Origin of the sequence: Lysobacter sp. GCM10012299 (assembly GCF_042649405.1) — a bacterium.
Lineage (GTDB): Bacteria > Pseudomonadota > Gammaproteobacteria > Xanthomonadales > Xanthomonadaceae > Lysobacter_J.
The window spans coordinates 165181-186288 of record NZ_JBHRZC010000006.1; the positions used below are offsets into that span (position 1 = coordinate 165181).

Genomic DNA, 21108 nt, shown 5'->3' on the forward strand with positions numbered 1-21108 from the left:
GTTGGGACACTTGCGTAGTTGTGGGCACAGACAAGACAAGTCTGAGTCTAAGTCAGCGCGACTGAACCAGCCAGATGCCTGAACCGGTGGCCAGCGCGTCGAAACCCGGGAAGGACGTCGCCACGTTGGCAACGTCGAGGATCCGGACCTGCCCGGAGGCCCGCTGCGCGGCCACGGCGAAACTCATGGCAATGCGGTGGTCGCCATGGCTGTCCACCTCTCCCGCTCCGATGGGCCCCGGCACGATGGTCGCGCCGTCGGGATGCTCCTCCACCTCGATGCCGAGCGCACGCAGCCCCGTCGCCATCGTGGCGATGCGGTCGGACTCCTTGACCCGCAACTCGGCGGCATCGCGGACGGTGGTATTGCCCTGGGCACACGCGGCCGCGACGAACAGCGCCGGGAACTCGTCGATCATGTCCGGCGCCAGGTCTCCGCCCACCTCGATGCCGTGCAGCGGCGCATGGCGGACGACCAGGTCGGCAACGGGTTCGCCGCCCTGCTCGCTGGGGTTCTCCTCGCGGATGTCGGCACCCATGCGCCGCAGCGCGGTCAGCAGCCCGGTGCGGCGCGGGTTCATGCCGACTGCTTCGAGGCGAAGTTCGGAACCGGGAATGATGCTGGCCGCCACCAGGAAGAACGCCGCCGAGGAAAAATCCGCCGGCACGGCGACATCGGTCGCCCGCAGGTGGTGTCCGCCTGGCAGGCGCGCGTATCCGGGCGAGAACTCGATCGGCCAGCCGAACGCGGCGAGCATGCGCTCGGTGTAGTCACGCGTCGGATGCGGTTCGTGCACGACCGTGTCGCCTTGCGCGTACAGGCCGGCCAGCAGCAACGCCGATTTCACCTGGGCGCTGGCGACCGGCAATGTGTAGTCGATGCCTTGCAGCTCTGCGCCGCCCTGGATTCGCAACGGCGGCAGGCCGCCCTCTTCGGAGGCAATCACCGCGCCCATCGTCGCCAGCGGGTCGATCACGCGGCGCATCGGCCGCTTCGACAAGGAAGCATCGCCGACCAGCACGCTGTCGAACGCCTGGCCGGCGAGCACGCCGGCGAGCAGTCGCATGCCGGTGCCCGCGTTGCCGCAGTCGAGCGCGTCGCGTGCGGCGCGCAGGCCGTGCAGGCCCACGCCGTGGACGACGCGCTCGCTGGCGCTGGGCGTCTCGATACGCACGCCCAGCTGTTCGAACACCCGCGCCGTCGCACGCGTGTCCTCGCCTTCGAGGAAGCCGCTGATGCGGGTCGAGCCTTCGGCCAGCGCTGCCAGCATGATCGCGCGGTGCGACACCGACTTGTCGCCGGGAACACGCACGCTGCCACGCAGCGGTTGGCCCGCCCGGGCGATCCAGTCCTGCCTGCCGTGAACTCCGCTCATGCCAGCACCGCGTCCAATGCCGCGAGCAGGCGGCGGTTCTCGTCTTCGGTGCCGACGGTGATGCGCAGGCAATCGGGCAATCCGTAGCCGCCCATGGGCCGCAGGACGACGCCACGCGCCACCAGCTCGGCCTCGATGCGGGGTGTGCGGTCGCCGAACTCGACCAGGAGGAAATTGGTCTGCGACGGATAGACGCGCAGCCCGCGCTGGCCCAGTTGCGCAGCCAACGCGGTGCGCTGTTCGGCGTTGCGCGCGCAGGCCCACTGCAGGTGCGCTTCGTCGCCGAGTGCGGCTTCGCAGGCAGCCAGCGCAGGGCCGTTGACGTTAAAGCTCTCGCGCAGGCGCTCCATCACGGCAACCAGCCCCGGTGCACCGATCAGGTAGCCCACGCGCAGGCCGGCCAGCCCGTAGGCCTTGCTGAAGGTGCGCGTCAGCAGCAGGTTCGGATGGGCGGCCAGCAGCGGCAACGCCGTGGCCGCATCGGCGTCGGAATCGCCCATCTCGGCGTAGGCCTCGTCCATCACCACGATCACCTCGTCGGGCACCTGCGCCATGAACGCTGCAAATGCCTGGCGACCGAACCAGGTGCCGGTCGGATTGTTGGGATTGGCCAGATAGACCAGTCGGGTCGTCGCGGTGATGGACCGGGCGATCGCGTCGAGGTCATGGCCCAGCGCCATCGACGCATCGTCGCGCGGACGGGCATCGACCATGCGCAGCGTCGCACCGGCCGCCTGGGTGGCCAAAGCGAACACGGCGAATCCATAGCGCGAGCAGACGACTTCATCGCCCGGCCCGGCGAACACTTGCCCCAGTTGCATCAGCAGCTCGTGCGAGCCGTTGCCCAGCAGGATCTGCGTGGTGTCGACGCCGTGCCGCGCGGCCAGCGCGCGCTTCAGGTCGGCGCCAAGCGGGTCGGGATAGCGGTGCAGCGAGTCGAGCTGGCCCACGATGGCCGCGCGGGCGGCCGGCGACGGACCGTAGGGATTCTCGTTGGAACCCAGTTCGACCAGGTTGGCCTCGCCAAAGCGCTTGCGCAGGGCGACGAGGTCGTGCCCGGGGTCGTATGCGCGCAAACGCTGCACGCCGGCACTCGCGCGCGAAGCGAACCAGGCCTCGTCAAACGCCGGTCGTGCCTGCCCTGCCCCATTGCGGCCAGCCGCCAGGCTCATGCGATCGCCACCGGGTAGGAGCCGAGCACCTTCACTTCCTGCGCGTACTCGTCCAGCTCGTCCAGCGCCCGGCGCATCGCCTCGTCGTCGACGTGGCCGCCGACATCGATGAAGAACGCGTACTGCCACAGGCCGGTATGGCCGGGGCGCGACTCAATGCGGTTCATGCTCAGGCCGTGCCTGGCGAACGGCGCCAGGACGTGATGCAGGGCGCCGGGCTGGTCCTTGATGAACACCAGCAGCGAGGTGCGGTCGTTGCCCGAGGTCGGGAACAGCTCGCGACCGAGCACGAGGAAGCGGGTGGTGTTGTCCGGCCGATCCTCGATGGGGCCGGCAATGGACTTCAGGCCATAGACATTGGCGGCACTGATGCCGGCGATGGCGGCCGCGTCATCGGCGTTGCGCGCGCGCCGCGCCGCCTCGGCATTGCTGCCCACCGCGATCTTCTCCGCCTTGGGCAGGTACTGGCGCAGCCAGGCCTTGCACTGGGCGAACGACTGCGGGTGCGAGTAGACACGCTCGATGTCCTCCATGCGGCCGCTGCGCGACAGCAGGTGCTGGTGCACGCGCAACTCGACTTCGCCGCAGATCTTCACGTTCGAGGTCAGGAACATGTCCAGCGTCGACTGGATGGTGCCCTGCGTGGAATTCTCCACCGGCACCACGCCGAAGTCGGCATGGCCGGCTTCCACTTCCTGGAAGACCTCTTCGATGCTGCTCAGCGGCAGGCCATGGATCGAATGACCGAAGTGCTTGTACACCGCCTGCTGCGAGTGCGTGCCTTCAGGACCGAGGTAACCGATCTTCAGCGGCTCCTGCTGGGCCAGGCAGGCCGACATGATTTCGCGGAACAGCCGCACCAGCACTTCGTCGTTGAGCGGGCCGTCGTTGCGGTCGACCACGCGACGCAGGACCTGCGCCTCGCGCTCCGGGCGGTAGTAGTCGACGGCCGCGGCCAGCTTGCCCTTGGCCTTGCCGACCTGGTTGGCAAACTGCGCGCGCTCGGCGATCAGCTGCTGGATGTGGCGGTCGATACCGTCGATGCGCTCGCGCAGGGCGAGCAGGTCCGGCGATGCCGGCGTGGCCTGGGCGGCAGTGGCTGCCGCCTTGGCGGGCTTGGCGGCCTTGCTCGTTGCGGCCGGCACCTTCTTGGTTGCCTGCTTCTTTGCCGGCGTCTTCTTGTTGCTGCTCATGTCGATGTGTCGCCTTGTTTCTCTAGCTAACCATTACGGCCCTGGAAGTCGCGCATGAACGCGGCCAGTGCCTGCACACCCTCTTCCGGCATCGCGTTGTAGATCGATGCGCGCAAGCCACCCAGCACGCGATGGCCCTTGAGGGAAATCAGCCCGTTCTGCGCGGCCTGCTCGAGGAATGCGGCGTCGAGCTTCGGGTCATGCAGGAAGAACGGAATGTTCATGCGCGAGCGCGCCGCCAGCGCCACTTCGTTGCGATAGAAGCCACCGGAGTGGTCGATCACGTCATAGAGCAGACCGGCCTTGCGCGCATTGCGCCGGGCAAACTCCTCGACGCCGCCTTCGGCCAGCATCCACTTGAACACCAGGCCGGCCAGGTACCAGTTCCAGGTCGGCGGCGTGTTGAGCATCGATTCGCCCTTGAGGTGGGCGCGGTAATCGAGGATGTCGGCGCGCGGCTGGCCGCTGCGCTCGAGCAGGTCACGGCGCACGATCAGCACCGAGACGCCGACCGGGCCGAGGTTTTTCTGCGCGCCACCGTAGATCAGCCCGAAGCGCGAGACATCCAGCGGCTCGGAGGCGATCGACGAACTGAAATCGGCAAACAGCGGGACGTCGCCAACGTCCGGGATGTCACGGAACTCGACGCCATGGATGGTCTCGTTGGCGGTGTAGTGGACGTAGGCCGCGTCGGGCGAAAGCTGCCAGGTGTCGCGTGCCGGGATGTCGCGGAATCCGCCGGGCTCGCCGTCGGCGGCCACGTTGACATCGCAGTACGGCCGCACCTGCCGGATTGCGGTCTTGCCCCAGTGGCCAGTGACCACGTAGTCGACGCGTTGACCCGGCGAGGCGAAGTTGAGTGCCATCAACGCCTGCTGGGTGGTCGCCCCGCCCGCCAGGAACAGCACCGCGTAGTCATCCGGGATCGAGACCAGCCTGCGCAGGTCGGCTTCGGCCTCGGCGGCGACCTTCATGAACTCCGGGCCGCGATGGCTCAGTTCGACGATCGAAGCGCCCACGCCGTGCCAGTCGAGCATTTCTTCCTGGGCCTGTCGCAGCACCGGCTCCGGCAGGGTCGCGGGGCCGGCGGCAAAGTTGAAGGCTCGGGACATGAACGCTCCAGTCAGGAAAACAGGGGGTTGGAAGGCACGACAGCCAGACGCCGATGGCGTGGCCCGGCCAAGTATGCCGCACTGCAACAGGTAACGGATTCATGGTTACCCGCGCAACTTTTCCCCCGTTCGCGCCCTCTATAGTCAACGAACGGTGCACTCCCCCGCGCACCGCCGTACCGATCCGGAGCAGGACATGTCGCTGCGTGACGCATTGAAGATCCCCTCATCGCACATCACCGACGAAGCGGTTTACCGCGATCGGCGGCAATTCCTCGCGGCGTTCGCCGCGGTACCGGCGCTGGCCCTGCCAGGCTGCTCCGAAGCAGAGCCACCGCCGCCACCGAAGACCGCCATCACGCCTGCGCAGGCGCGCAGCGGCTTCCGGACCGGCGAGGAACTGACCCGCTTCGAGGACGTCACCACTTACAACAATTTCTACGAGTTCGGCACCGGCAAGGCCGACCCGTCAAAGGCGAAGCGCACCCTGCGCACGAGCCCGTGGTCGGTCACGGTCGGCGGCCATTGCGCCAAACCCGGCAAACTGTCGCTCGACGACCTGATCAAGGGCCTCACTCCCGAGGAACGCGTCTACCGCCTGCGTTGCGTCGAGGGCTGGTCGATGGTGATCCCATGGCTGGGCGTTCCCCTGGCCGCGGTGCTCAAGCGCTTCGAACCCACCTCGCAGGCCAAGTTCGTGGCCTTCACCACCCTGGCCGATCCGCGACAGATGCCGGGCGTGGCCTATTCCGCGCTTGACTGGCCGTACCGCGAAGGGCTGCGCATCGACGAAGCCATGAACCCGCTGACGCTGCTGGCCACCGGCCTCTATGGCAAGCCGCTGCTGCAGCAGAACGGCGCGCCGTTGCGGCTGGTCGTGCCGTGGAAATATGGCTTCAAGTCGATCAAGTCGATCGTCGCGATCGATTTCGTCGAGAAGATGCCGGAAACGGCCTGGCACGAGGCCCAGCCCAGCGAATATGGATTCTTCTCCAACGTCAATCCGAGCGTCGACCATCCGCGCTGGAGCCAGAAGAGCGAGCGCCGCATCGCCGGCACCGCCAGCAAGCTGTTCGCCGAACGCATCCCGACACGCATGTTCAACGGCTACGCCGAGCAGGTCGCCGGCATGTACACCGGTCTCGACCTGAAGAAGTGGTTCTGACGGCGTGGCTGGCATGAAAGTGTGGCGACCCGGCCCGCGGGCCCTGTTCGCCAGCAAGACCCTGGTGCACCTGCTGGCGCTCACGCCGGCGGCGATCCTGGCGTGGCAGATCCGCGACGAGTTCCTGACCGGCAGCGGCGGCCTCGGCGCCGACCCGGTGGCGGCGATCGAGCACCGGCTCGGTCTGTGGGCGCTGCGGTTCCTCATGATCACTCTGGCGATCACACCGCTGCGGCAGCTCAGCAACCAGCCGGCGCTGTTGCGCTTCCGCCGGATGCTGGGGCTGTACGCCTTCACCTACGCGACGCTGCACCTGAGCGCCTACCTCGTGCTCGACCTGCGCGGCTACTGGACCCAGATCTTCGAGGAGATCGTCAAACGCCCCTACATCACCGTCGGCTTCGCCGCGTGGCTGCTGTTGTTGCCGCTGGCAATCACCTCGACGCAGGCGGCGATCCGCAGGCTCGGCCGCAACTGGGCCCGCCTGCACCAGCTGGTGTATGTGATCGCCGTGCTGGCGGTGCTGCACTTCTGGTGGCTGGTGAAATCCGACATCCGCGAACCGGCGCTGTACGCCGGCATCCTGGCGGTGCTGCTGGGCTGGCGTGCGTGGAAGAAGCTGCGGGCGATCAACGCGCGCCGTACAGCAACAGCAGGCTGAGCGCGGCGGCGATCAGCAGCGCCGCCAGCAGCAGCCACGGCATGCGCCGGACCGAACGCGGCAAGGCCGAAGGTGCCCGCGCCTCTTCCACCGGCAAGGACCGCACCGGCGTCGGCGCATTGGCCTCGACGCCGGCAAGGCGTTGCACCGGGGCCTCGACCACAAAGCGGTGCTGGTTGCCGAACACCAGCTGGTCGCCGGGCTGCAGCAGCGCGTGCCGTACCGGCCGACCGTTGACGATGCTGCCTTCGACCGAGCCCAGGTCGCGCAACACGACGCCGTCGGCATGGGCCTCAAGACGGGCATGGCGATCGGCGAACGAGGCTTCGTTGATGCGGATGTCGCACTCGCCGGCGCGGCCTACCGTGCGCGCACGGTCGAGGGTGAAACTGCGGCCATGGTGCGGGCCACCGACCCCGCGCAGCAGCATGCGCGTGTCGGCGCCGCCGGAGAATCCGTAGTCGACCGGTGCCGGCAGCGGATCGGCGGCGAGCAGCAGCAGTTCGATGCCGTCGACGAAGATGGCGTCACCGACCCGCAGCATCGCCATCCGCCGCACCGGGCGTCCGTTGACGTGGAGGCCGCGCGCGCCTTCGCGCACCTGCAGCCAGACCCCGCGGCGGTCCACGCAGAACTGCACCAGGGCAGCATCGATGGAGCCCGGACGCAGCGCGCCCTGGCTGTCGTAGCCAATGGCATGCACACCCGGGCTCAGCGCCAGGTCGGCATGTTCTCGGTTCTGGAATCGCAGTCTGAGGGAATTCACGCCCGCGCAATCTAGCATGCGTCACACACTTGGATGCAGGGGGTGGTGCCCGCACAATACCGGCACTTCGGAGGACCCAGCCATGTCGAACATCGATATCCACCACGCCCATTCGCTCTCGCCCGACCAGGCCCGCCAGGCCGTCACCGAGGTCGCCGAGAAACTGTCCGAGCGCTTTGGCATGGAGTACGCCTGGGACGGCGACGTCCTCAATTTCAACCGCAGCGGCGTCGACGGCCACATCGCGCTGGAACCGGATCAGCTGCACGTCACGGCGAAGCTGGGCTTCCTGCTGAGCACGATGAAAGGCCCGATCGAGGCCGAGATCAAGCGCGTGCTCGACGAGCGTTTCGCCTGACCAGGCAGTGCGGCTAGACAATCTGGCCGCGGAACGGATCCGGATCGCCGGCGAACAGCCGCCGCGAGACGTCGCGTTCGTCGGCCTCGATCTCGGCGATGAAGCTGCGCACGTCGCCGAGCTTGGAGAAGGCGTCGAAGCCCCGTTCGAGGAACCCCTGCAGCTCCGACACACCGGCCGCCCTGGCCGGCCCGTGGGAGAGCTTGAGCAGCATCGAAATGCCCGGCAGGCGCAGCGCATTCCCCAGGCCCAGTCCGACGCGGGCGATCAGGTCGATCTGGTGGGAGCGCAACCGCGGCAGCCCCGCCTCCCGATAGGCCCGTGCATACAGGCCGGCATCGAGCTTGCGCCGCTGCCCGCCGACCTCCTGCAGGACCCGGGCCATGCGCAGGTCGAAGGCATGGGTCAGCAGGCCCAGTTCGATCGCATCGGCCACCGTCTCCAGCAGGCCCGTCGGCAACAGGCGCTGCATCATCGGCAACACCTTGGCGATGTCGGCATCGCGGCGGCTGAAGTCGTGGTCGTTGTAGATGTCGCTGAGGAAGAACTGGGCCGCCGGCCGGCGCTTTGGGTCGCTCAGGAACCGGTCGAAGCTGGCTTCCAGCCGCCGCGCCTGCCAGCGCCTCACTTCCGGCAGCCAGCGCAGCTTGTTGCGCGGCTCCTGCGCCGGGTCGTGCAGTGCGTGGTGCTCGCTCAGCAGCCACTGCAACCGCTGCGCCAGTGGACGGCGACGGTGGCGGCCTTGGGGGGTGTGCGGGGGCATCGGGGGGCGATGATACCTTCGGCCCGCCCAGGGGCTGTGAGCGCTCCTTGACGGCGGCACCCGGCCCGCCGAACCCGGCTACACTCGGGTCATTCCCGCGACACGTGCTTCCATGCTGTCAGTCCATTCCGCCCGGCACCGGCCGCGCAACCATTCCGATCGCCCGAGCCGCATAGGCCTGGCGGTCGCCGGCGGCGGCCCCATCGGCGGCATGTACGAGCTGGGCGCGTTGCGCGCGCTCGACGAAGCCCTCGAAGGCCTCGACCTGACCCGCCTCGACAGCTATGTCGGCGTCAGCAGCGGCGCGTTCCTCGCGGCCGGCCTGGCCAACCGCATGGACACCGCGCAGATGTGCCGGATCTTCATCACCGGCGACAGCGACGACGTCCAGTTCCGCCCGGAGACCTTCCTGCGCCCGGCGATCTTCGAGTACCTGCGCCGTGCGGCCGGCCTGCCGCGCCTGGCCGCGCAGTGGGGCCAGGACATGCTGTTCTCCCGCAAGGAAGCGCGCTGGTCGGACCTGCTGATGCGCTTCGGCGGGCTGGTGCCGACGGGCCTGTTCGACAACAGCCGGGTCGAGGAATTCCTGCGCGACGTCTTCACCCGGCGCGGGCGCAGCAACGACTTCCGCGACCTCGAGGCCGCCCTCTACGTGATCTCCGTCGACCTCGACAGCGGCGAAGTCGTGCGCTTCGGCGGCGAAGGCTGGAAGGACGTGCCGATTTCCACCGCGGTCCAGGCCAGTGCCGCCCTGCCCGGCCTGTATCCGCCGGTCGAGCTTCGCGGTCGCCACTTCGTCGATGGCGCCCTGCGCCGGACCATGAACGCCTCGGTGCTGCTGGACCGCGGCATCGACCTGCTCATCGGCGTCAACCCGCTAGTGCCCTTCAACCAGGGCGATGCCGGCGTTGCCGTCAGCCGCGAGCGCAGCCTCGCCGCCGGCGGATTGCCGGCGGTGCTGTCGCAGACCTTCCGCACCCTGCTGCAGTCGCGCATGCAGGTCGGCCTGGCCCGCTATGCCCAGCAGTACCCGGACATCGACCAGCTGATCTTCGAGCCCAATGCCGAGGACGGCGAGCTGTTCTTCACCAACGCCTTCAGTTTCTCGGCGCGCCGGCGCATCTGCGAGATCGCCTACCGCAACACCATGGCCGACCTGCACCGCCGCGCCGACACCCTCGGCCCGCAGCTGGCCGCCCACGGCATCCGGCTGCGCACCGAACTGATCGCCGACAGCGGGCGCTCGATCCTCGACGGCCTGGACACCGCGACCCGCCACACCGAAACCACCGCCCGGCTGGAACGTGCGCTGGACGACGTCGGCCGCCTGGTCGCTACCCGCCGCCGGCGCTGAGTGCAGCCTTCGCTGGTGCAGCCCCTCGCTGGTGTGAAAGCTCTAGAGCGCGGCGCGAAGGTGGGAGCACATCAGCCACTCCCACCGAGGGAACCCGCATGGCGAAGTTCAAGAAGGCAGCCAAGAAGACCAGCGCCGGCCGCAGCAAGGCCAGCAAGGCCGATGCCCAGAAGCAGGCCGAGCAGCTCTCTCGCAGCCTGAGCGAATCGGCGCAGCAGATCTGGCTGGCCGGCGTCGGCGCGTTCTCGCGCGCACAGGCCGAAGGCACCAAGCTGTTCGATGCGCTGATCAAGGAAGGCATGACTCTGGAGCAGACCGCGCGCAAGTTCGCCGGCGGCCAGGCCGATGTCGTCCGCGATGCGGTCGAGTCCAAGGTGGGCCAGGCCCGCGACCGCGCCGCCGACACCTGGGACCGTCTGGAAAAGGTCTTCGAGGAGCGCGTCAACCGCGCCCTGGTCAAGCTTGGCGTCCCGGGCCGCGATGACCTCACCGAGCTCAGCCGCAAGGTCGATGCGCTGACCGCCGAACTGCGCCGCCAGGGCGGCAAGCCGGCCGCCGCACGCAAGGCACCGGCGGCCAAGAAGGCAGCAAAGAAGGCGCCGGCCGCGCGCAAGCCGCGCAAGTCCGCTGCGACCTGAGCTGACGCTTCAACGCTTTAGCGCGCGGCCGACCGCCGCGCGTACAACCTAAGCCCGCCAGTCCGTGCTTCCGTATGCTCCCCTCCCCTTACGGTTTCGGACTGGCGGGCTTTCCATTGGCGCCGCCACCGGCGTGATCGTCGCCACACGAGACGGCATGAAGCTGGCGTATATTCGCGGGCCCTGACCCAACAGAGTTGCGCATGCTGGCCGGCTTTTCACCGTTGATTGCGACCGTCGTCGTTGTCCTTTCCGGCGCCCTGGCGACGGCATACCTGTGGCTGGTGCGACAGCGCCAGGCAGAAACGACAGCCGGCATCGAGGCACTGGCCGCGATGCGCTGGCGCGAGTTCACTCGACTGGTGATCGAAGCCCTGCATGCCCGCGGTTTTGTCGCCGAATCGGTCGAGCAGACGCTCGAACACGGGCCGCAGGCCGAGATCCGCCTCCTGCGCGAAGGCCGTACCTGGCTGCTGGCCTGCAAGCAGGCCGGGGCCAAGTCACGCCTGGGCGCGGCGAGTGTGCGCGAGCTGAGCGAAGCGGTGCGTTTCAACGGTGCCGCCGGCGGCATCCTCGCCACGCCGGCCCGGATCGAAGCCGACGCACGCAAGCTGGCCGGCGACCTGGACCTCTACGACGGCACCGCGCTGTGGGCGCTGGTCAGCCAGATGCTGCCGTCCTCGCTGCGCGAGGACCTCACCGCGAACGCGCGCAAGCGCAGCGTCCGCGAGGTTGCCATGGCCTGGGGCGGTGCTCTGTTGCTTGGCCTGGCGGTCGGCCTGGTCCCCGGCATGATCAAGGGCGGGAGCGAGTCCGAAGCGGTCGTCGATGCCGCACCGGCTCCGACGTCCAGCCCGGCCAAGCCCTCCTCGGCCGCACCGGCGCCGGATCCGGCCCTGACCGCGGCAGCACCGGCGGACCCCAACCGCGAGCAGTTCGAACGCGGCGAAGTCATCCACGCCGTCTCCGCCCTGCCCTGGGTCGAACGGGTGATGTGGTCGACGGCATCCACGCTGGTGATCCAGCAGAGCGAAGACGTCGAGCAGGTGCACGTGGACGAAGTCTGCGCGGTGCTCAACCGCTACGACTCGCTGCGCGCCTCACGCCTGCAGCTGCAGCCGCCCGCCGGTAGCCAGCGGACGGTGCGCTTCCTGCAGTGCCGGAGCTACTGAGGCTCAGACCTACCAGTGCACGCCGCGCATCAGCGACGCGAAGGCGATCTGCTCGTTGCTCGGCTTGACCTCGCCGCGTAGCGCCTGCTTGTCGCCGCGCGCGGCGGCCGAGTCCGGGAACAGCTCGAACGCCGTGCTCATGATCACCTCGTAAGCCTTCGGCGCGAGCGCATTGAGCACCGACGCGGTGATGCCCAGGCGGGTGGCAATGCGGCTGGGACGTTCAATGATCCCCTTCACCACCAGGTCGGCGGCCTCGTCCGGCGTCAGCGTCGGCACCGAGTCGTACATCTTGGTCGGCGCGATCATCGGCGTCTTCACCAGCGGCATGTTGATCGTGGTGAAGCTGATGCCCTTGCCCGACAGCTCGCCCTGGGCGCAGCGGCTCCAAGCATCCAGTGCCGCCTTCGAGGCGACATAGGCCGAGAAGCGCGGCGAATTGGCCAGAACGCCTATCGAACTGATGTTGATGATGTGGCCCTTGCGCCGCTGCACCATGCCCGGCATCACGCCCATGATCAGGCGCAGGCTGCCGAAGTAATTCAGTTGCATGGTCCGCTCGAAATCATGGAAGCGGTCGTAGCTGAGCTCGATCGAGCGGCGGATCGAACGGCCGGCATTGTTGACCAGCACGTCGACGCGGCCATGCTCCTCGAGCACCGTCTTCACCAGCCGGTCGCAGTCTTCCATGTCGGCCAGGTCCGCGGTGTAGGCGAACACCTTGCCGCCCCTGGCCTTCATCTCGTCGCGCGCCTTGAACAGCTCGTCCTCGCCGCGCGCCACGATTACCGTGATCGCGCCGGCTTCTGCCACGCGCTGCGCGGTCGCCAGGCCGATGCCCGACGAACCACCCGTGATGACGACGACCTTGTTGCGCACCTTGCCCTTGAGCGAACGGTCGATGAACAGGTCCGGATCGAGGTGGCGCTCCCAGTAATCCCACAGGCGCCAGGCGTAGCCATCCAGCTTCGGAACGTGGATGCCGCTGCCCTTAAGCGCGCGCTCGGCCTCGCGATTGTCGAAGCGGGTCGGATAGGTCAGGAACTTCAGCGTCGCCTTGGGGATCTTGAAGTCGCGCAGCAGCATGCCGACGAAACGCCGCACCGGCGGCAGGTTGCCGACCATCCCGCGCACGCTGCCGGGGATGAAGGCGAACATGCGCGCGTCGATGCGCATGGTCATCTCCGGCGAATGGCCGGCGCGGGCGAAGGTGTTGAGTACCTCACCGACGCGCATCGGCTCGGGGTCGGTCAGGTGGAAGCAATGACCGTCCAGGCGCGGCTTGTGCGCGATGTGGTCCATCGCATCGACGACGAAATCCACCGGCACGATGTTGATGCGGCCGCCTTCCAGGCCGAGCATCGGCATCCACGGCGGCAGCATTTCGCGCAGCTTCTTGAGGAAGGTGAAGAAGTAGTAAGGCCCGTCGATCTTGTCCATCTCGCCGGTCTGCGAGTGGCCCACGACCATGCCCGGGCGATAGACGCGCCACTTGATCCGGGTTTCGCGCCGCACCAGTCCTTCCGACTCGTGCTTGGTGCGCAGGTAGGGATCGTCCAGGCCCTCGGCCTCGTCGAACATGTCCTCGCGGAACACGCCCTGGTACAGGCCCGCTGCCGCGATCGAACTGGTGTGGTGGAACACCTCGGCCTTCAGCGCGACCGACAGGTCGAGCGCGTTCTGCGTGCCGTCGATGTTGGCCGCACGCTGCGATTCCGCATTGGCGGTGAGGTCGTAGATCGCCGCCAGGTGGAAGAAGTGCTTGACCTTGCCATTGAGCGCGCGCAGCTGCGCGGCACTGACGCCGCACTTGGGCTGCGTCATGTCGCCGTCGACCAGGACCACCCGCTTGCTGTCCCAACCCATCTTCTTGGCGATGGCTTCGAGCTTCTTGTGCGAGTCCTTGCGCACCAGCACGTACACGGTGCCCTTGCGCTTGAGCAGCTTGCTGACAAGGAAGCGTCCGATGAAGCCGGTCGCGCCCGTGACGAAATAACTCATGTCCCTCTCCCTGACCTTGAGCATGCCGCTGGGCGGCGTAATGCGCCTACGTTGCCAGAGCCGGTGTCGCGCCACAATTCCCGGGCGTATTGACCACCCCTGCGGTTGATGCGGTAATGCCGCCACCACCTTGGCCGCCAGGAGGGGCGACCCATGTCCGATCTGCACACTGACTTCGAGCAAGCCGCCAAGGACGTGAAGACGCTCACCGAGCGCCCCGACAACGACACGCTGCTGCGCCTGTACGCGCTTTACAAGCAAGGCTCCGAGGGCGATGTCAGCGGCCCCAAACCGGGTTTCTTCGACTTCGTCGGTACGGCCAAGTACGAGGCCTGGGCCAAGCTCAAGGGCACCGGCAGCGACGACGCCAAGAAGAAGTACATCGACCTGGTAAAAAGGCTGCGGTCCTGATTTTCACCTGGCAATCACGCGCGACGCGTCGCGCCCCCCTCCCCGCCCGACGAGTTGATTGATGGCGAAGCAGACCCGCCAGCGCATCCTCGAGAGCGCGTTGACCATGTTCAACGCGCTGGGCGAGCCCAATGTCACCACCAACCATATCGCCGACGAGCTGGAGATCAGCCCGGGCAATCTGTACTACCACTTCCGCAACAAGGACGACATCATCGAGCAGCTGTTCGCGCGCTTCGAGGAGCGCATGGACGGCGCGCTCGCCGCGCCGCAGGGACGACTGCCCGGCCTGGAGGACATCTGGTTGCAGCTGCACCTGGTGTTCGAGTGCATCTGGGACTACCGCTTCCTGCACCGCGACCTGGTCGAGATTCTCAGCCGCAATCGCCGCCTGCGACTTCGCTTCGCCCGCATCCTTCGGCGCGCCGACGAACAGGCGCACGCAGTCATGCGCGGCCTGGTGCAGGCCGGGATCATGCGTGCTTCAAAGGACGAAGTGGCCGCGACCGCGACCAACGTGCTGGTGATCGCCACGTTCTGGCTGAACTATGCCGCCGCGCGCGGCGACAAGGACGAGCATGCGGCGATCCGCGACGGCATCGTGCAGGTGATGATGCTGCTGGCACCGTTCCTGCGTGATGCGGAACGGGTGCATCTCAATACGCTTACGCGGGCGTATCTGGATTGAGGTCGGACGCGTTCGCCCCGGGTGCGCTTCGCTTACCCGGGCTACACCCATCCCGTAGCCCGGGTAAGCGCAGCGCACCCGGGTCCCGCAACGTCAATCCAGTGGTGTAGCCCGGGTAAGCGAAGCGCACCCGGGAATTGCAATTAAACCGCCAACCACGCCTTACGCGCGCGCCGCCCGCTTCGTCGCCTTGCGCGCCGGACGCTTGGCCTGCTGCTTCAACCCCAACTTGTCAAGCACCGGTGCCAGCCGCGCTTCGACATCGCTGCTGAACTGCACCACGCACGGCTCGACCTGGCGCACCCGCGCCCCGGCATCACCCACCAACGCCCGCACACGGCGCCGGGACACCGCGACCAGGCCGAGGCCGGCCAACCAGACATGACGCAACGTGGTCTTGCTCGCTGCGCTGGATTTACGCTTCACAGCCGCCATCAGGGGGACTCCACCTCCGGACGGAAGTCCGGCTCAGGTGCACACTGTCGGGGCGGGCGATCGAGCAAACACACTAGGCCCTGCCCGACTTGCGCGCCCCTCTTGCCATGTTCCGGCCGCAAGCGAGATGCTGCCCGTCCCGACCCGCCGACAAGGACCGCAGATGGCCGCCAAATCCAGCTGGGCAGCGTTTCCGCATGACGCCAAGGGCTACGCCTACGCAGGCGACGCGCTCAAGAAGGCCTGGCCGAGGCTGCATGCCGGCGACACCGAGCCCTACCCGGACAGCAAGCGCGCCGCGGCCCTGATCGCCGCCGCAGGCAAGGCCGCGCCCAAGGGCCTCGACGCCGACGCCCTCGCCGACGCCCTGCAGGACGCCTGGCGCAAGTTCCACCATGGCGACTTCAAGGCCGCCTTCGACGCCGGTGAAGCGCTGGGTGCGGTGGGCGCATCGGTCGCGGTGAAGGCGATCGGCATCCACGCGACGTATCTGGTCGATGACGACGCGGAAAAACTCAAGCGCTTCGAACAGGCAGCGAAGCTGGCCGAAGGCGCGGTCAAGGCGCTGCCAGACGACGCCAACAGCCACTATCGCCATGCCTTTGCACTGGGCCGCTACAGCCAGGGACTGAGCATCGCCAAGGCGCTCAAGGCCGGCATCGCCGGCAAGGTCCGCGGCGCGCTCGACAAGACGCTGGAGTTGTCGCCCAAGCATGCCGAGGCGCATACGGCGATGGCGCTGTACCACGCGGAGATCATTGGCAAGGTGGGCAGCATGATTGGCGGCCTGACCTACGGCGCCAAAACCGCCGAGGCCGAGAAGCACATCAAGACCGCGCTCAAGCTCACGCCCGATTCGCCCATCGCGCATATCGAGCACGGCAACGTGCTGATGCTGCTGCACGGTGACAAGCAGGAAGACGCTGCGGCGGCGGCTTACGAGAAGGCTGCGAAGCTCAAGCCGGTGGATGCGATGGAAGCGCTGGATGCGGCGTTTGCGGCGTCGCAGTTGGAGTAGGCGCGGCGGTGGACCCCGGGTGCGCTTCGCTTACCCGGCCTACTCGCCGCCAACCGTAGCCCGGGTAAGCGAAGCGCACCCGGGAACCAGAAGCCTCAATGGCCCCACATGGCCAGCAGGCCGCGCTCGCGCGCGATGCGTGCCAGCTCGCCGACGGTGCGCGCGCCGAGCTTCTCCATCAGGTTGGCGCGGTGGCGGTACAGCGTCTTCACGCTGATGCCCAGTTCACTGGCAATCGCCTTGGGCGGCAGGTCCGACAGCAAACCGCGCAGCGTTTCGGCTTCGCGCGGTGTCAGTCGCGAGGCGAGCGGCCGGTGGACAGTGGCGTTGAGGTCACTGCTCAGCACCACCTCGCCCTGCATGACCCGGTCGAGCACGCCGACCAGCTCATCGACGGCGGCGGCCTTGGTCACGTAACCATGGGCGCCCAGGTCCAGCGCACGCAGCACCAGGCCCGGGTCGTCATGCATGCTCAGCACCACCCGTCGCACGTCCGGCACCACCGCGGCCAACTGACCGAGCAGGGTCAGGCCGCTGTTGCCGGCGCTCAGGCTCAGGTCCAGGACCGCGATATCGGGCGAATGGGCACGAGCGGCCGCAACCGCATCGGACACGGTCGAAGCCTCCGCGAGGACCTCGTAACCTTCGGTGTTTTCGAAGAGGCGCTTGAAACCCTCTCGGACGATGGCGTGATCGTCGACTAGCAATACCCTGACCATGCCCTTAGTCTGACAGCCCTCGCGCCCCGCGGGTTAGAAAAAGTCTCCGTCCTGGCGTATGGGGACCCGGGTACCCTGCCTGCCGATGGATCAGAAATTGCGCCCGTCCGACCTGCCTCGCCTGCCCGCATCGCCAACCGCTCCGGCGCGTCTGAACGGCGCACTGCGCGAGTTCGGCCTCGGCATCCTGGTGATGGCCGCGCTGGTGGCGGTGCACGTACCACTGGGCCTGGGCGCCTTCTTCCATTGGAAGATCACCAACGGCGTCCTGTTCGCGGCACTGTGGTGCATGCCACGACGCTGGTGGCCCTGGCTGTTCGCCGGCACCATCCTCGCGCGCACACTCACCTCCGCATTCATCAGCGCCAATTCGGGCGACCCCGGCGTCTTCCTGCATTACTGGCCGGGGCCGGTGCAGTTCGTGCTCGCCAATGTCCTTGAACCTGTCCTGCTCGCCACCGGCGTGGTACTGCTGCAGCAGTGGCGCGTTTCCCCCAGGGAACCGATGAGCCTGGATTCCATGACACGGATCCACATCGCCACCGCCCTCTCCGCGCTGGCGGTCGTCAGCAAGGATCTTGCTTACGTGCTGGTCGACGGCCGCATCGGCGACGTACGCCTGGACCGCATCATCGACATGGAACCGCTGGTGGGCCCGAGCCTTGGCGCCATGCTCGCGGCATTCATGCTGAAAAATTTCCTCGGCAACTTCATCGGATTCATCCTGATCGTGCCGTTTGGCGCATGGATCTGCGAGCCGGCGCACTACTCGCCGTCCAAGCCGATCATCAAGAGCGCCATCCGCTACCTGCTGCCGACCATGGCGCTGTACCTGGTGCTGAGCCTCAGCCGCCCCGGCAGCAACCTCGGCGAACTGTTGCGGCTGCTGCTGATGGTCGCGGTGGTCGTGTTCGCCATGCGCCACGGCTGGCGTGGCGCGGCGGTGTCAGTGCTGGTGGCCAGCATCGCGATCGCGGTGGAAGAGCATGTCGGCCTGCCCGTCTACACACCACTGCGCTTGCAGATGTTCATCGCCATCACCGGCTCGATGGCGCTGCTGTTCGGCGTCACCGTCGACGACATGCGCCGCAGCACCGCCCTGCTCCGCCAGGCCAATGCTGAGGCAGCAGCGCTGACCACAAAGCTTCACGCATCGGCACTGCGCAACCTGCAGGCAGAGGAACGGGAGCGCCGGCGTCTTGCCGCCGACCTGCACGATGAGTTTGGTCAGAACCTCACCGCGTTGCAGACCCACCTCAAGCTGGCCCAGCGGGATTTTGTCGCGAGCGGTCGCACTGCCGTGGTCGATAACCTGCTTGAACTGACCCGCAATATGCGCCGCAACATCGGCGCCGTGCTTGAGTCATTGCGACCGGCGGCGCTGGACGAGCTGGGGTTGTATGCGTCGATCGAGCGCGGGCAGATTCGGCGCTTGGTCGAGGAGGCTGGGCTGGAGTTTGATGCGCACCTGGAAGGTGACGCGCGGCTGTTGTCGATGCTGGCGCCGGTGCATCGGCATGCCGCTTATCGCGTGGTGCAGGAGGCCGTTACCAACGTCGTCCGCCATGCCCGTGCAAGTCGCTGCGAAGTTCGGTTGCGCATCAACCTGCGAAACGACGCGATCTGGTTGTTCATCCATGTGCGCGACGATGGCGTCGGCGGTGTCGATGGCATGCGGGCGAACAATGGCCTGACCAACATCTTTGACCGCGTGGTGGCGTTGAGCGGGTCGTTGAAGCTGGCGGACATGCATCCCGGGTTGCGGGTGCATGCGTTGATTCGGCAGCCGTTTGCGGAGTTTGAGTGAGGGCGTGGGCTCTCAGCGACGGATGCGCGGCATGAGCTGGGACTGGAACTGGCTCACGCCGCTAGGACATATCGCCGTGGTGTGGCCGCTGATGGTTGCGATTGCGGCATTGCTTGTCGCGCGTCCGAACGGGTCTGCGAACTTGCGTGGAGTCTCGATCTGGCTGGGATCAATGGCCGTCGCTTCGTTGCTGGTTGGCGCGAGCAAAATCGCCTTCTATGGCTGGGGAACCGGCATCCGTGCGTGGAATCTGACCTGCTTCAGTGGGCATAGTGTGTTGGCGATGGGATTCTGGCCGGTGCTCGTCGCGCTATTAGTTCCGCTGCGGTTCGCACGAGGTCGTCGCGTCGCCTGGCTAGCGGGTAGTCTGATCGGTTCTCTCGTAGGCATTTCGCGCGTGCAGCTCGACACCCATCCGACGTCGGAAATCATGGCCGGTCTGGCACTCGGACTCGCGGTGGCGACATTGCCCTGGAATGCACTGGATAAGGCTTACCTCAATGCAAGAAAAGTCCTGATCGCAGTATCACTTACGGTTTCGATTGGCGTTTGGGTAGGGAGCATTCTTCCTAACTTCCCCACCGAGCGTTGGCTCGCGAACTGGGGCACAAGTCTCTCGGGCAATGACAAGCCCGTTCACCGGGATACATGGAACAACAAAGCAGGACGCGATCGGGCGAATTAGCCTGCTGACGGGATATCGACGTCGTTCTCCGGCGTGCGTTTAGTAGCCTCAATCTCCCACAAGGTCACACCCTAATGCCTTCGATAGCCATTCGGGTTGGCCAACTGCCACCGCCACGCGTCCTCACACATAGCTCGGACGCCGTACTTCGCCTTCCAACCAAGTACCTCAAAAGCCTTAGACGGATCCGCCCAGCAGGCGGCAACATCCCCCGGACGTCGATCCACGATTGTGTACGGAATATCGCGTCCAGAAGCTTGCTCAAAGGCGCGAACGAGCTCCAGCACACTCACACCATGCCCCGTACCAAGGTTGATCGCTTGGCAACCCGAACTTGAGTTCAATTGCTCAACAGCTTTCACATGGGCGTCTGCGAGATCCATGACATGAATGTAGTCCCGAACACCGGTTCCGTCGGGCGTGGAGTAGTCACCTCCGAACACATTCAGACGGGGACGACGCCCCACAGCCACTTGACTCACGTAGGGCATTAGGTTGCATGGGGTGCCCAACGGATCTTCGCCGATCAACCCGCTAGGGTGTGCGCCAACTGGGTTGAAGTACCGCAACAATGTGGCATTGAAATCCTTCCGGGCGCCACACAAGTCTCGGATCAAATCCTCCGCGACCAACTTTGAGCGTCCATACGGATTAGTCACCTGCAACACGGCCCCTTCGTGTATTGGAACAACCTGAGGATCCCCATAAACCGTCGCAGACGAACTGAACACGAGATTTCGAACTCCGGCGCCATCCATCGCCTGTAAGAGCCTAATGGTGCCGCAGATGTTGTTGTCGAAGTATGCCAGCGGCTCCGAACAGCTCTCGCTGACAGACTTGAGAGCCGCGAAGTGGATAACGGCGTCGACTCCGTCACTCAAGACCATCCTCAGGCTTTCCAGGCTGCGGACGTCACCCTCGACAAAAGCCAATGGCCGTCCGGACAACTTCCGAACCCTTTGAACCGCGTCCTCCGAGCCGTTGCTCAAGTTGTCGAATATCACAACCTCATGGCCTCGCGCGGCTAACGCAACACACGTATGACTCCCGATGTACCCTGCACCACCGCAAACCAGAATCTTCACGCTAACTCCTTTCCCGTCCGCATCGCAGCGTCCTAGACACGGTCAATCCAATTCATTCGATGTAGCCAAACCCAGATTCAATCGCCTCGTTCATCTCACGTCGCATTGCCGCGGTCACCCCGCCTCGGAGGGTATAGGCCGCATCGAATCTTGGGGCGAATCCATCTCGGCTCGTCGCTTGTCCAGATACAGCGCGGTCGTGGATATGACCTCGCAGGATTTCCACTGCAACGGATCCAGCGGGTATGTCTGTTGTAACGAAGCTGCCGCCCCGAACAATCACGTCGTCACCAATCGACACGCCTGGCAAGATAATCGAACCGGCTCCTACAAAGACCCGCTCGCCGATCCTGACTCGACCAATCCGCGTGAATCCGAGCGCTCGCTTCGTACTGGCGTCGTGAGCCAGGACATGAACCCGGGGTGCGAGCGTCACATCGTCTCCAATTTCGATAAGCCAGGTGATCAACGATCACCTCGGACTGCATCGAGAAGTCCCGCCTACAATCAAGACCTCTAGTCAACGAATG

Annotated in this window: 22 protein-coding genes; 11 read left to right on the forward strand and 11 right to left on the reverse strand. The window is 66.4% G+C overall.

All coding sequences use genetic code 11. From position 1 onward, the window contains the following. Positions 1-52: 52 nt before the first annotated feature. Genes aroA through serC form a run of 4 tightly spaced genes read right to left on the reverse strand, consistent with a single transcriptional unit; the run spans position 53 to position 4852 of the window. A complete protein-coding gene (aroA, locus tag ACFOPO_RS15710; RefSeq protein WP_386704392.1) occupies positions 53-1375 on the reverse strand; it encodes a 3-phosphoshikimate 1-carboxyvinyltransferase in 1323 nt (440 codons plus the stop codon). Beyond that, a complete protein-coding gene (gene hisC, locus ACFOPO_RS15715) occupies positions 1372-2547 on the reverse strand; it encodes a histidinol-phosphate transaminase (RefSeq protein WP_386704394.1) in 1176 nt (391 codons plus the stop codon). The genes aroA and hisC overlap by 4 nt, the downstream gene beginning before the upstream one ends. Further along, positions 2544-3740 carry a prephenate dehydratase gene (gene pheA / locus ACFOPO_RS15720; protein ID WP_386704396.1) on the reverse strand — a complete coding sequence of 399 codons (1197 nt, stop codon included), beginning with the start codon at positions 3738-3740 and terminating at the stop codon, positions 2544-2546. Before pheA ends, hisC begins: the two co-directional genes overlap by 4 nt. A gap of 26 nt (positions 3741-3766) precedes the next feature. Beyond that, complete coding sequence (serC, locus tag ACFOPO_RS15725) at positions 3767-4852, reverse strand: 3-phosphoserine/phosphohydroxythreonine transaminase (RefSeq protein ID WP_386704398.1); 1086 nt, start codon at positions 4850-4852, stop codon at positions 3767-3769. Positions 4853-5048: 196 nt separating this feature from the next. On the opposite strand from serC, the gene msrP reads away from it, so the two are divergent. Then, complete coding sequence (gene msrP, locus ACFOPO_RS15730) at positions 5049-6017, forward strand: protein-methionine-sulfoxide reductase catalytic subunit MsrP (protein ID WP_386704400.1); 969 nt, start codon at positions 5049-5051, stop codon at positions 6015-6017. 13 nt (positions 6018-6030) lie between these two features. Beyond that, positions 6031-6678, forward strand: a complete 648-nt coding sequence (gene msrQ / locus ACFOPO_RS15735) for a protein-methionine-sulfoxide reductase heme-binding subunit MsrQ (RefSeq protein ID WP_386704402.1) — start codon at positions 6031-6033, stop codon at positions 6676-6678. Here msrQ and ACFOPO_RS15740 read toward each other — a convergent pair. Continuing rightward, entirely contained in the window at positions 6647-7444 is a 798-nt protein-coding gene (locus tag ACFOPO_RS15740; protein ID WP_386704404.1) for an FHA domain-containing protein, read from the reverse strand. The genes msrQ and ACFOPO_RS15740 overlap by 32 nt on opposite strands. 82 nt (positions 7445-7526) lie before the next feature. Between ACFOPO_RS15740 and ACFOPO_RS15745 the strand changes: the two genes are divergently transcribed. Then, positions 7527-7802 (forward strand): polyhydroxyalkanoic acid system family protein, encoded by a 276-nt coding sequence (locus ACFOPO_RS15745; RefSeq protein WP_386704406.1) that lies wholly within the window; start codon positions 7527-7529, stop codon positions 7800-7802. 13 nt (positions 7803-7815) lie between these two features. Here ACFOPO_RS15745 and ACFOPO_RS15750 read toward each other — a convergent pair whose 3' ends face one another. Continuing rightward, positions 7816-8565: a hypothetical protein gene (locus ACFOPO_RS15750; RefSeq protein WP_386704407.1), complete on the reverse strand. Its 750-nt coding sequence runs from the start codon at positions 8563-8565 to the stop codon at positions 7816-7818. Between the two features lie 112 nt (positions 8566-8677). Here ACFOPO_RS15750 and ACFOPO_RS15755 point away from each other — a divergent pair, with 112 nt between their 5' ends. The 3 genes from ACFOPO_RS15755 to ACFOPO_RS15765 all read left to right on the forward strand — a co-directional run bounded on the left by ACFOPO_RS15755 (position 8678) and on the right by ACFOPO_RS15765 (position 11729). Continuing rightward, entirely contained in the window at positions 8678-9919 is a 1242-nt protein-coding gene (locus ACFOPO_RS15755; protein ID WP_386704409.1) for a patatin-like phospholipase family protein, read from the forward strand. Positions 9920-10017: 98 nt separating this feature from the next. Continuing rightward, complete coding sequence (locus ACFOPO_RS15760) at positions 10018-10557, forward strand: phasin family protein (protein WP_386704411.1); 540 nt, start codon at positions 10018-10020, stop codon at positions 10555-10557. Between the two features lie 203 nt (positions 10558-10760). Continuing rightward, a complete protein-coding gene (locus ACFOPO_RS15765) occupies positions 10761-11729 on the forward strand; it encodes a restriction endonuclease (RefSeq protein WP_386704413.1) in 969 nt (322 codons plus the stop codon). A 9-nt stretch (positions 11730-11738) separates the two neighbouring features. Here ACFOPO_RS15765 and ACFOPO_RS15770 read toward each other — a convergent pair whose 3' ends face one another. Next, positions 11739-13730 carry an SDR family oxidoreductase gene (locus ACFOPO_RS15770; RefSeq protein ID WP_386704414.1) on the reverse strand — a complete coding sequence of 664 codons (1992 nt, stop codon included), beginning with the start codon at positions 13728-13730 and terminating at the stop codon, positions 11739-11741. A gap of 153 nt (positions 13731-13883) precedes the next feature. Between ACFOPO_RS15770 and ACFOPO_RS15775 the strand changes: the two genes are divergently transcribed. After that, positions 13884-14141, forward strand: a complete 258-nt coding sequence (locus ACFOPO_RS15775) for an acyl-CoA-binding protein (RefSeq protein ID WP_386704416.1) — start codon at positions 13884-13886, stop codon at positions 14139-14141. A gap of 61 nt (positions 14142-14202) precedes the next feature. Further along, positions 14203-14829 carry a TetR/AcrR family transcriptional regulator gene (locus ACFOPO_RS15780; RefSeq protein ID WP_386704417.1) on the forward strand — a complete coding sequence of 209 codons (627 nt, stop codon included), beginning with the start codon at positions 14203-14205 and terminating at the stop codon, positions 14827-14829. A gap of 162 nt (positions 14830-14991) precedes the next feature. Here ACFOPO_RS15780 and ACFOPO_RS15785 read toward each other — a convergent pair whose 3' ends face one another. Beyond that, positions 14992-15264 carry a hypothetical protein gene (locus ACFOPO_RS15785; protein WP_386704419.1) on the reverse strand — a complete coding sequence of 91 codons (273 nt, stop codon included), beginning with the start codon at positions 15262-15264 and terminating at the stop codon, positions 14992-14994. Positions 15265-15427: 163 nt separating this feature from the next. Between ACFOPO_RS15785 and ACFOPO_RS15790 the strand changes: the two genes are divergently transcribed. Beyond that, positions 15428-16282, forward strand: a complete 855-nt coding sequence (locus ACFOPO_RS15790; protein WP_386704420.1) for a hypothetical protein — start codon at positions 15428-15430, stop codon at positions 16280-16282. Positions 16283-16377: 95 nt separating this feature from the next. Here the strand turns inward: ACFOPO_RS15790 and ACFOPO_RS15795 are convergent, their stop codons facing one another. Further along, positions 16378-17001: a response regulator gene (locus tag ACFOPO_RS15795; RefSeq protein WP_386704422.1), complete on the reverse strand. Its 624-nt coding sequence runs from the start codon at positions 16999-17001 to the stop codon at positions 16378-16380. A 97-nt stretch (positions 17002-17098) separates the two neighbouring features. On the opposite strand from ACFOPO_RS15795, the gene ACFOPO_RS15800 reads away from it, so the two are divergent. Continuing rightward, complete coding sequence (locus ACFOPO_RS15800) at positions 17099-18808, forward strand: histidine kinase (protein ID WP_386704423.1); 1710 nt, start codon at positions 17099-17101, stop codon at positions 18806-18808. Between the two features lie 31 nt (positions 18809-18839). Beyond that, positions 18840-19493: a phosphatase PAP2 family protein gene (locus ACFOPO_RS15805; protein WP_386704424.1), complete on the forward strand. Its 654-nt coding sequence runs from the start codon at positions 18840-18842 to the stop codon at positions 19491-19493. Positions 19494-19564: 71 nt separating this feature from the next. On the opposite strand, the gene galE is transcribed toward ACFOPO_RS15805, so the two are convergent. Both galE and ACFOPO_RS15815 read right to left on the reverse strand, forming a co-directional pair. Further along, positions 19565-20578, reverse strand: a complete 1014-nt coding sequence (gene galE / locus ACFOPO_RS15810; protein ID WP_386704426.1) for a UDP-glucose 4-epimerase GalE — start codon at positions 20576-20578, stop codon at positions 19565-19567. A gap of 52 nt (positions 20579-20630) precedes the next feature. Continuing rightward, positions 20631-21047, reverse strand: a complete 417-nt coding sequence (locus ACFOPO_RS15815; RefSeq protein ID WP_386704428.1) for an acyltransferase — start codon at positions 21045-21047, stop codon at positions 20631-20633. Positions 21048-21108: the final 61 nt, after the last annotated feature.

Excerpts from the sequence above, each read along its gene's own strand:
- ACFOPO_RS15785 (WP_386704419.1), bottom strand. The coding sequence starts at position 15,264 with ATGGCGGCTGTGAAGCGTAAATCCAGCGCAGCGAGCAAGACCACGTTG.
- aroA (WP_386704392.1), bottom strand. The coding sequence starts at position 1,375 with ATGAGCGGAGTTCACGGCAGGCAGGACTGGATCGCCCGGGCGGGCCAA.
- serC (WP_386704398.1), bottom strand. The coding sequence starts at position 4,852 with ATGTCCCGAGCCTTCAACTTTGCCGCCGGCCCCGCGACCCTGCCGGAG.
- hisC (WP_386704394.1), bottom strand. The coding sequence starts at position 2,547 with ATGAGCCTGGCGGCTGGCCGCAATGGGGCAGGGCAGGCACGACCGGCG.
- ACFOPO_RS15790 (WP_386704420.1), top strand. The coding sequence starts at position 15,428 with ATGGCCGCCAAATCCAGCTGGGCAGCGTTTCCGCATGACGCCAAGGGC.
- ACFOPO_RS15770 (WP_386704414.1), bottom strand. The coding sequence starts at position 13,730 with ATGAGTTATTTCGTCACGGGCGCGACCGGCTTCATCGGACGCTTCCTT.
- ACFOPO_RS15750 (WP_386704407.1), bottom strand. The coding sequence starts at position 8,565 with ATGCCCCCGCACACCCCCCAAGGCCGCCACCGTCGCCGTCCACTGGCG.
- ACFOPO_RS15780 (WP_386704417.1), top strand. The coding sequence starts at position 14,203 with ATGGCGAAGCAGACCCGCCAGCGCATCCTCGAGAGCGCGTTGACCATG.
- ACFOPO_RS15805 (WP_386704424.1), top strand. The coding sequence starts at position 18,840 with ATGAGCTGGGACTGGAACTGGCTCACGCCGCTAGGACATATCGCCGTG.
- ACFOPO_RS15755 (WP_386704409.1), top strand. The coding sequence starts at position 8,678 with ATGCTGTCAGTCCATTCCGCCCGGCACCGGCCGCGCAACCATTCCGAT.
- ACFOPO_RS15760 (WP_386704411.1), top strand. The coding sequence starts at position 10,018 with ATGGCGAAGTTCAAGAAGGCAGCCAAGAAGACCAGCGCCGGCCGCAGC.
- msrP (WP_386704400.1), top strand. The coding sequence starts at position 5,049 with ATGTCGCTGCGTGACGCATTGAAGATCCCCTCATCGCACATCACCGAC.
- ACFOPO_RS15745 (WP_386704406.1), top strand. The coding sequence starts at position 7,527 with ATGTCGAACATCGATATCCACCACGCCCATTCGCTCTCGCCCGACCAG.
- ACFOPO_RS15795 (WP_386704422.1), bottom strand. The coding sequence starts at position 17,001 with ATGGTCAGGGTATTGCTAGTCGACGATCACGCCATCGTCCGAGAGGGT.
- ACFOPO_RS15775 (WP_386704416.1), top strand. The coding sequence starts at position 13,884 with ATGTCCGATCTGCACACTGACTTCGAGCAAGCCGCCAAGGACGTGAAG.
- ACFOPO_RS15765 (WP_386704413.1), top strand. The coding sequence starts at position 10,761 with ATGCTGGCCGGCTTTTCACCGTTGATTGCGACCGTCGTCGTTGTCCTT.
- pheA (WP_386704396.1), bottom strand. The coding sequence starts at position 3,740 with ATGAGCAGCAACAAGAAGACGCCGGCAAAGAAGCAGGCAACCAAGAAG.
- msrQ (WP_386704402.1), top strand. The coding sequence starts at position 6,031 with ATGAAAGTGTGGCGACCCGGCCCGCGGGCCCTGTTCGCCAGCAAGACC.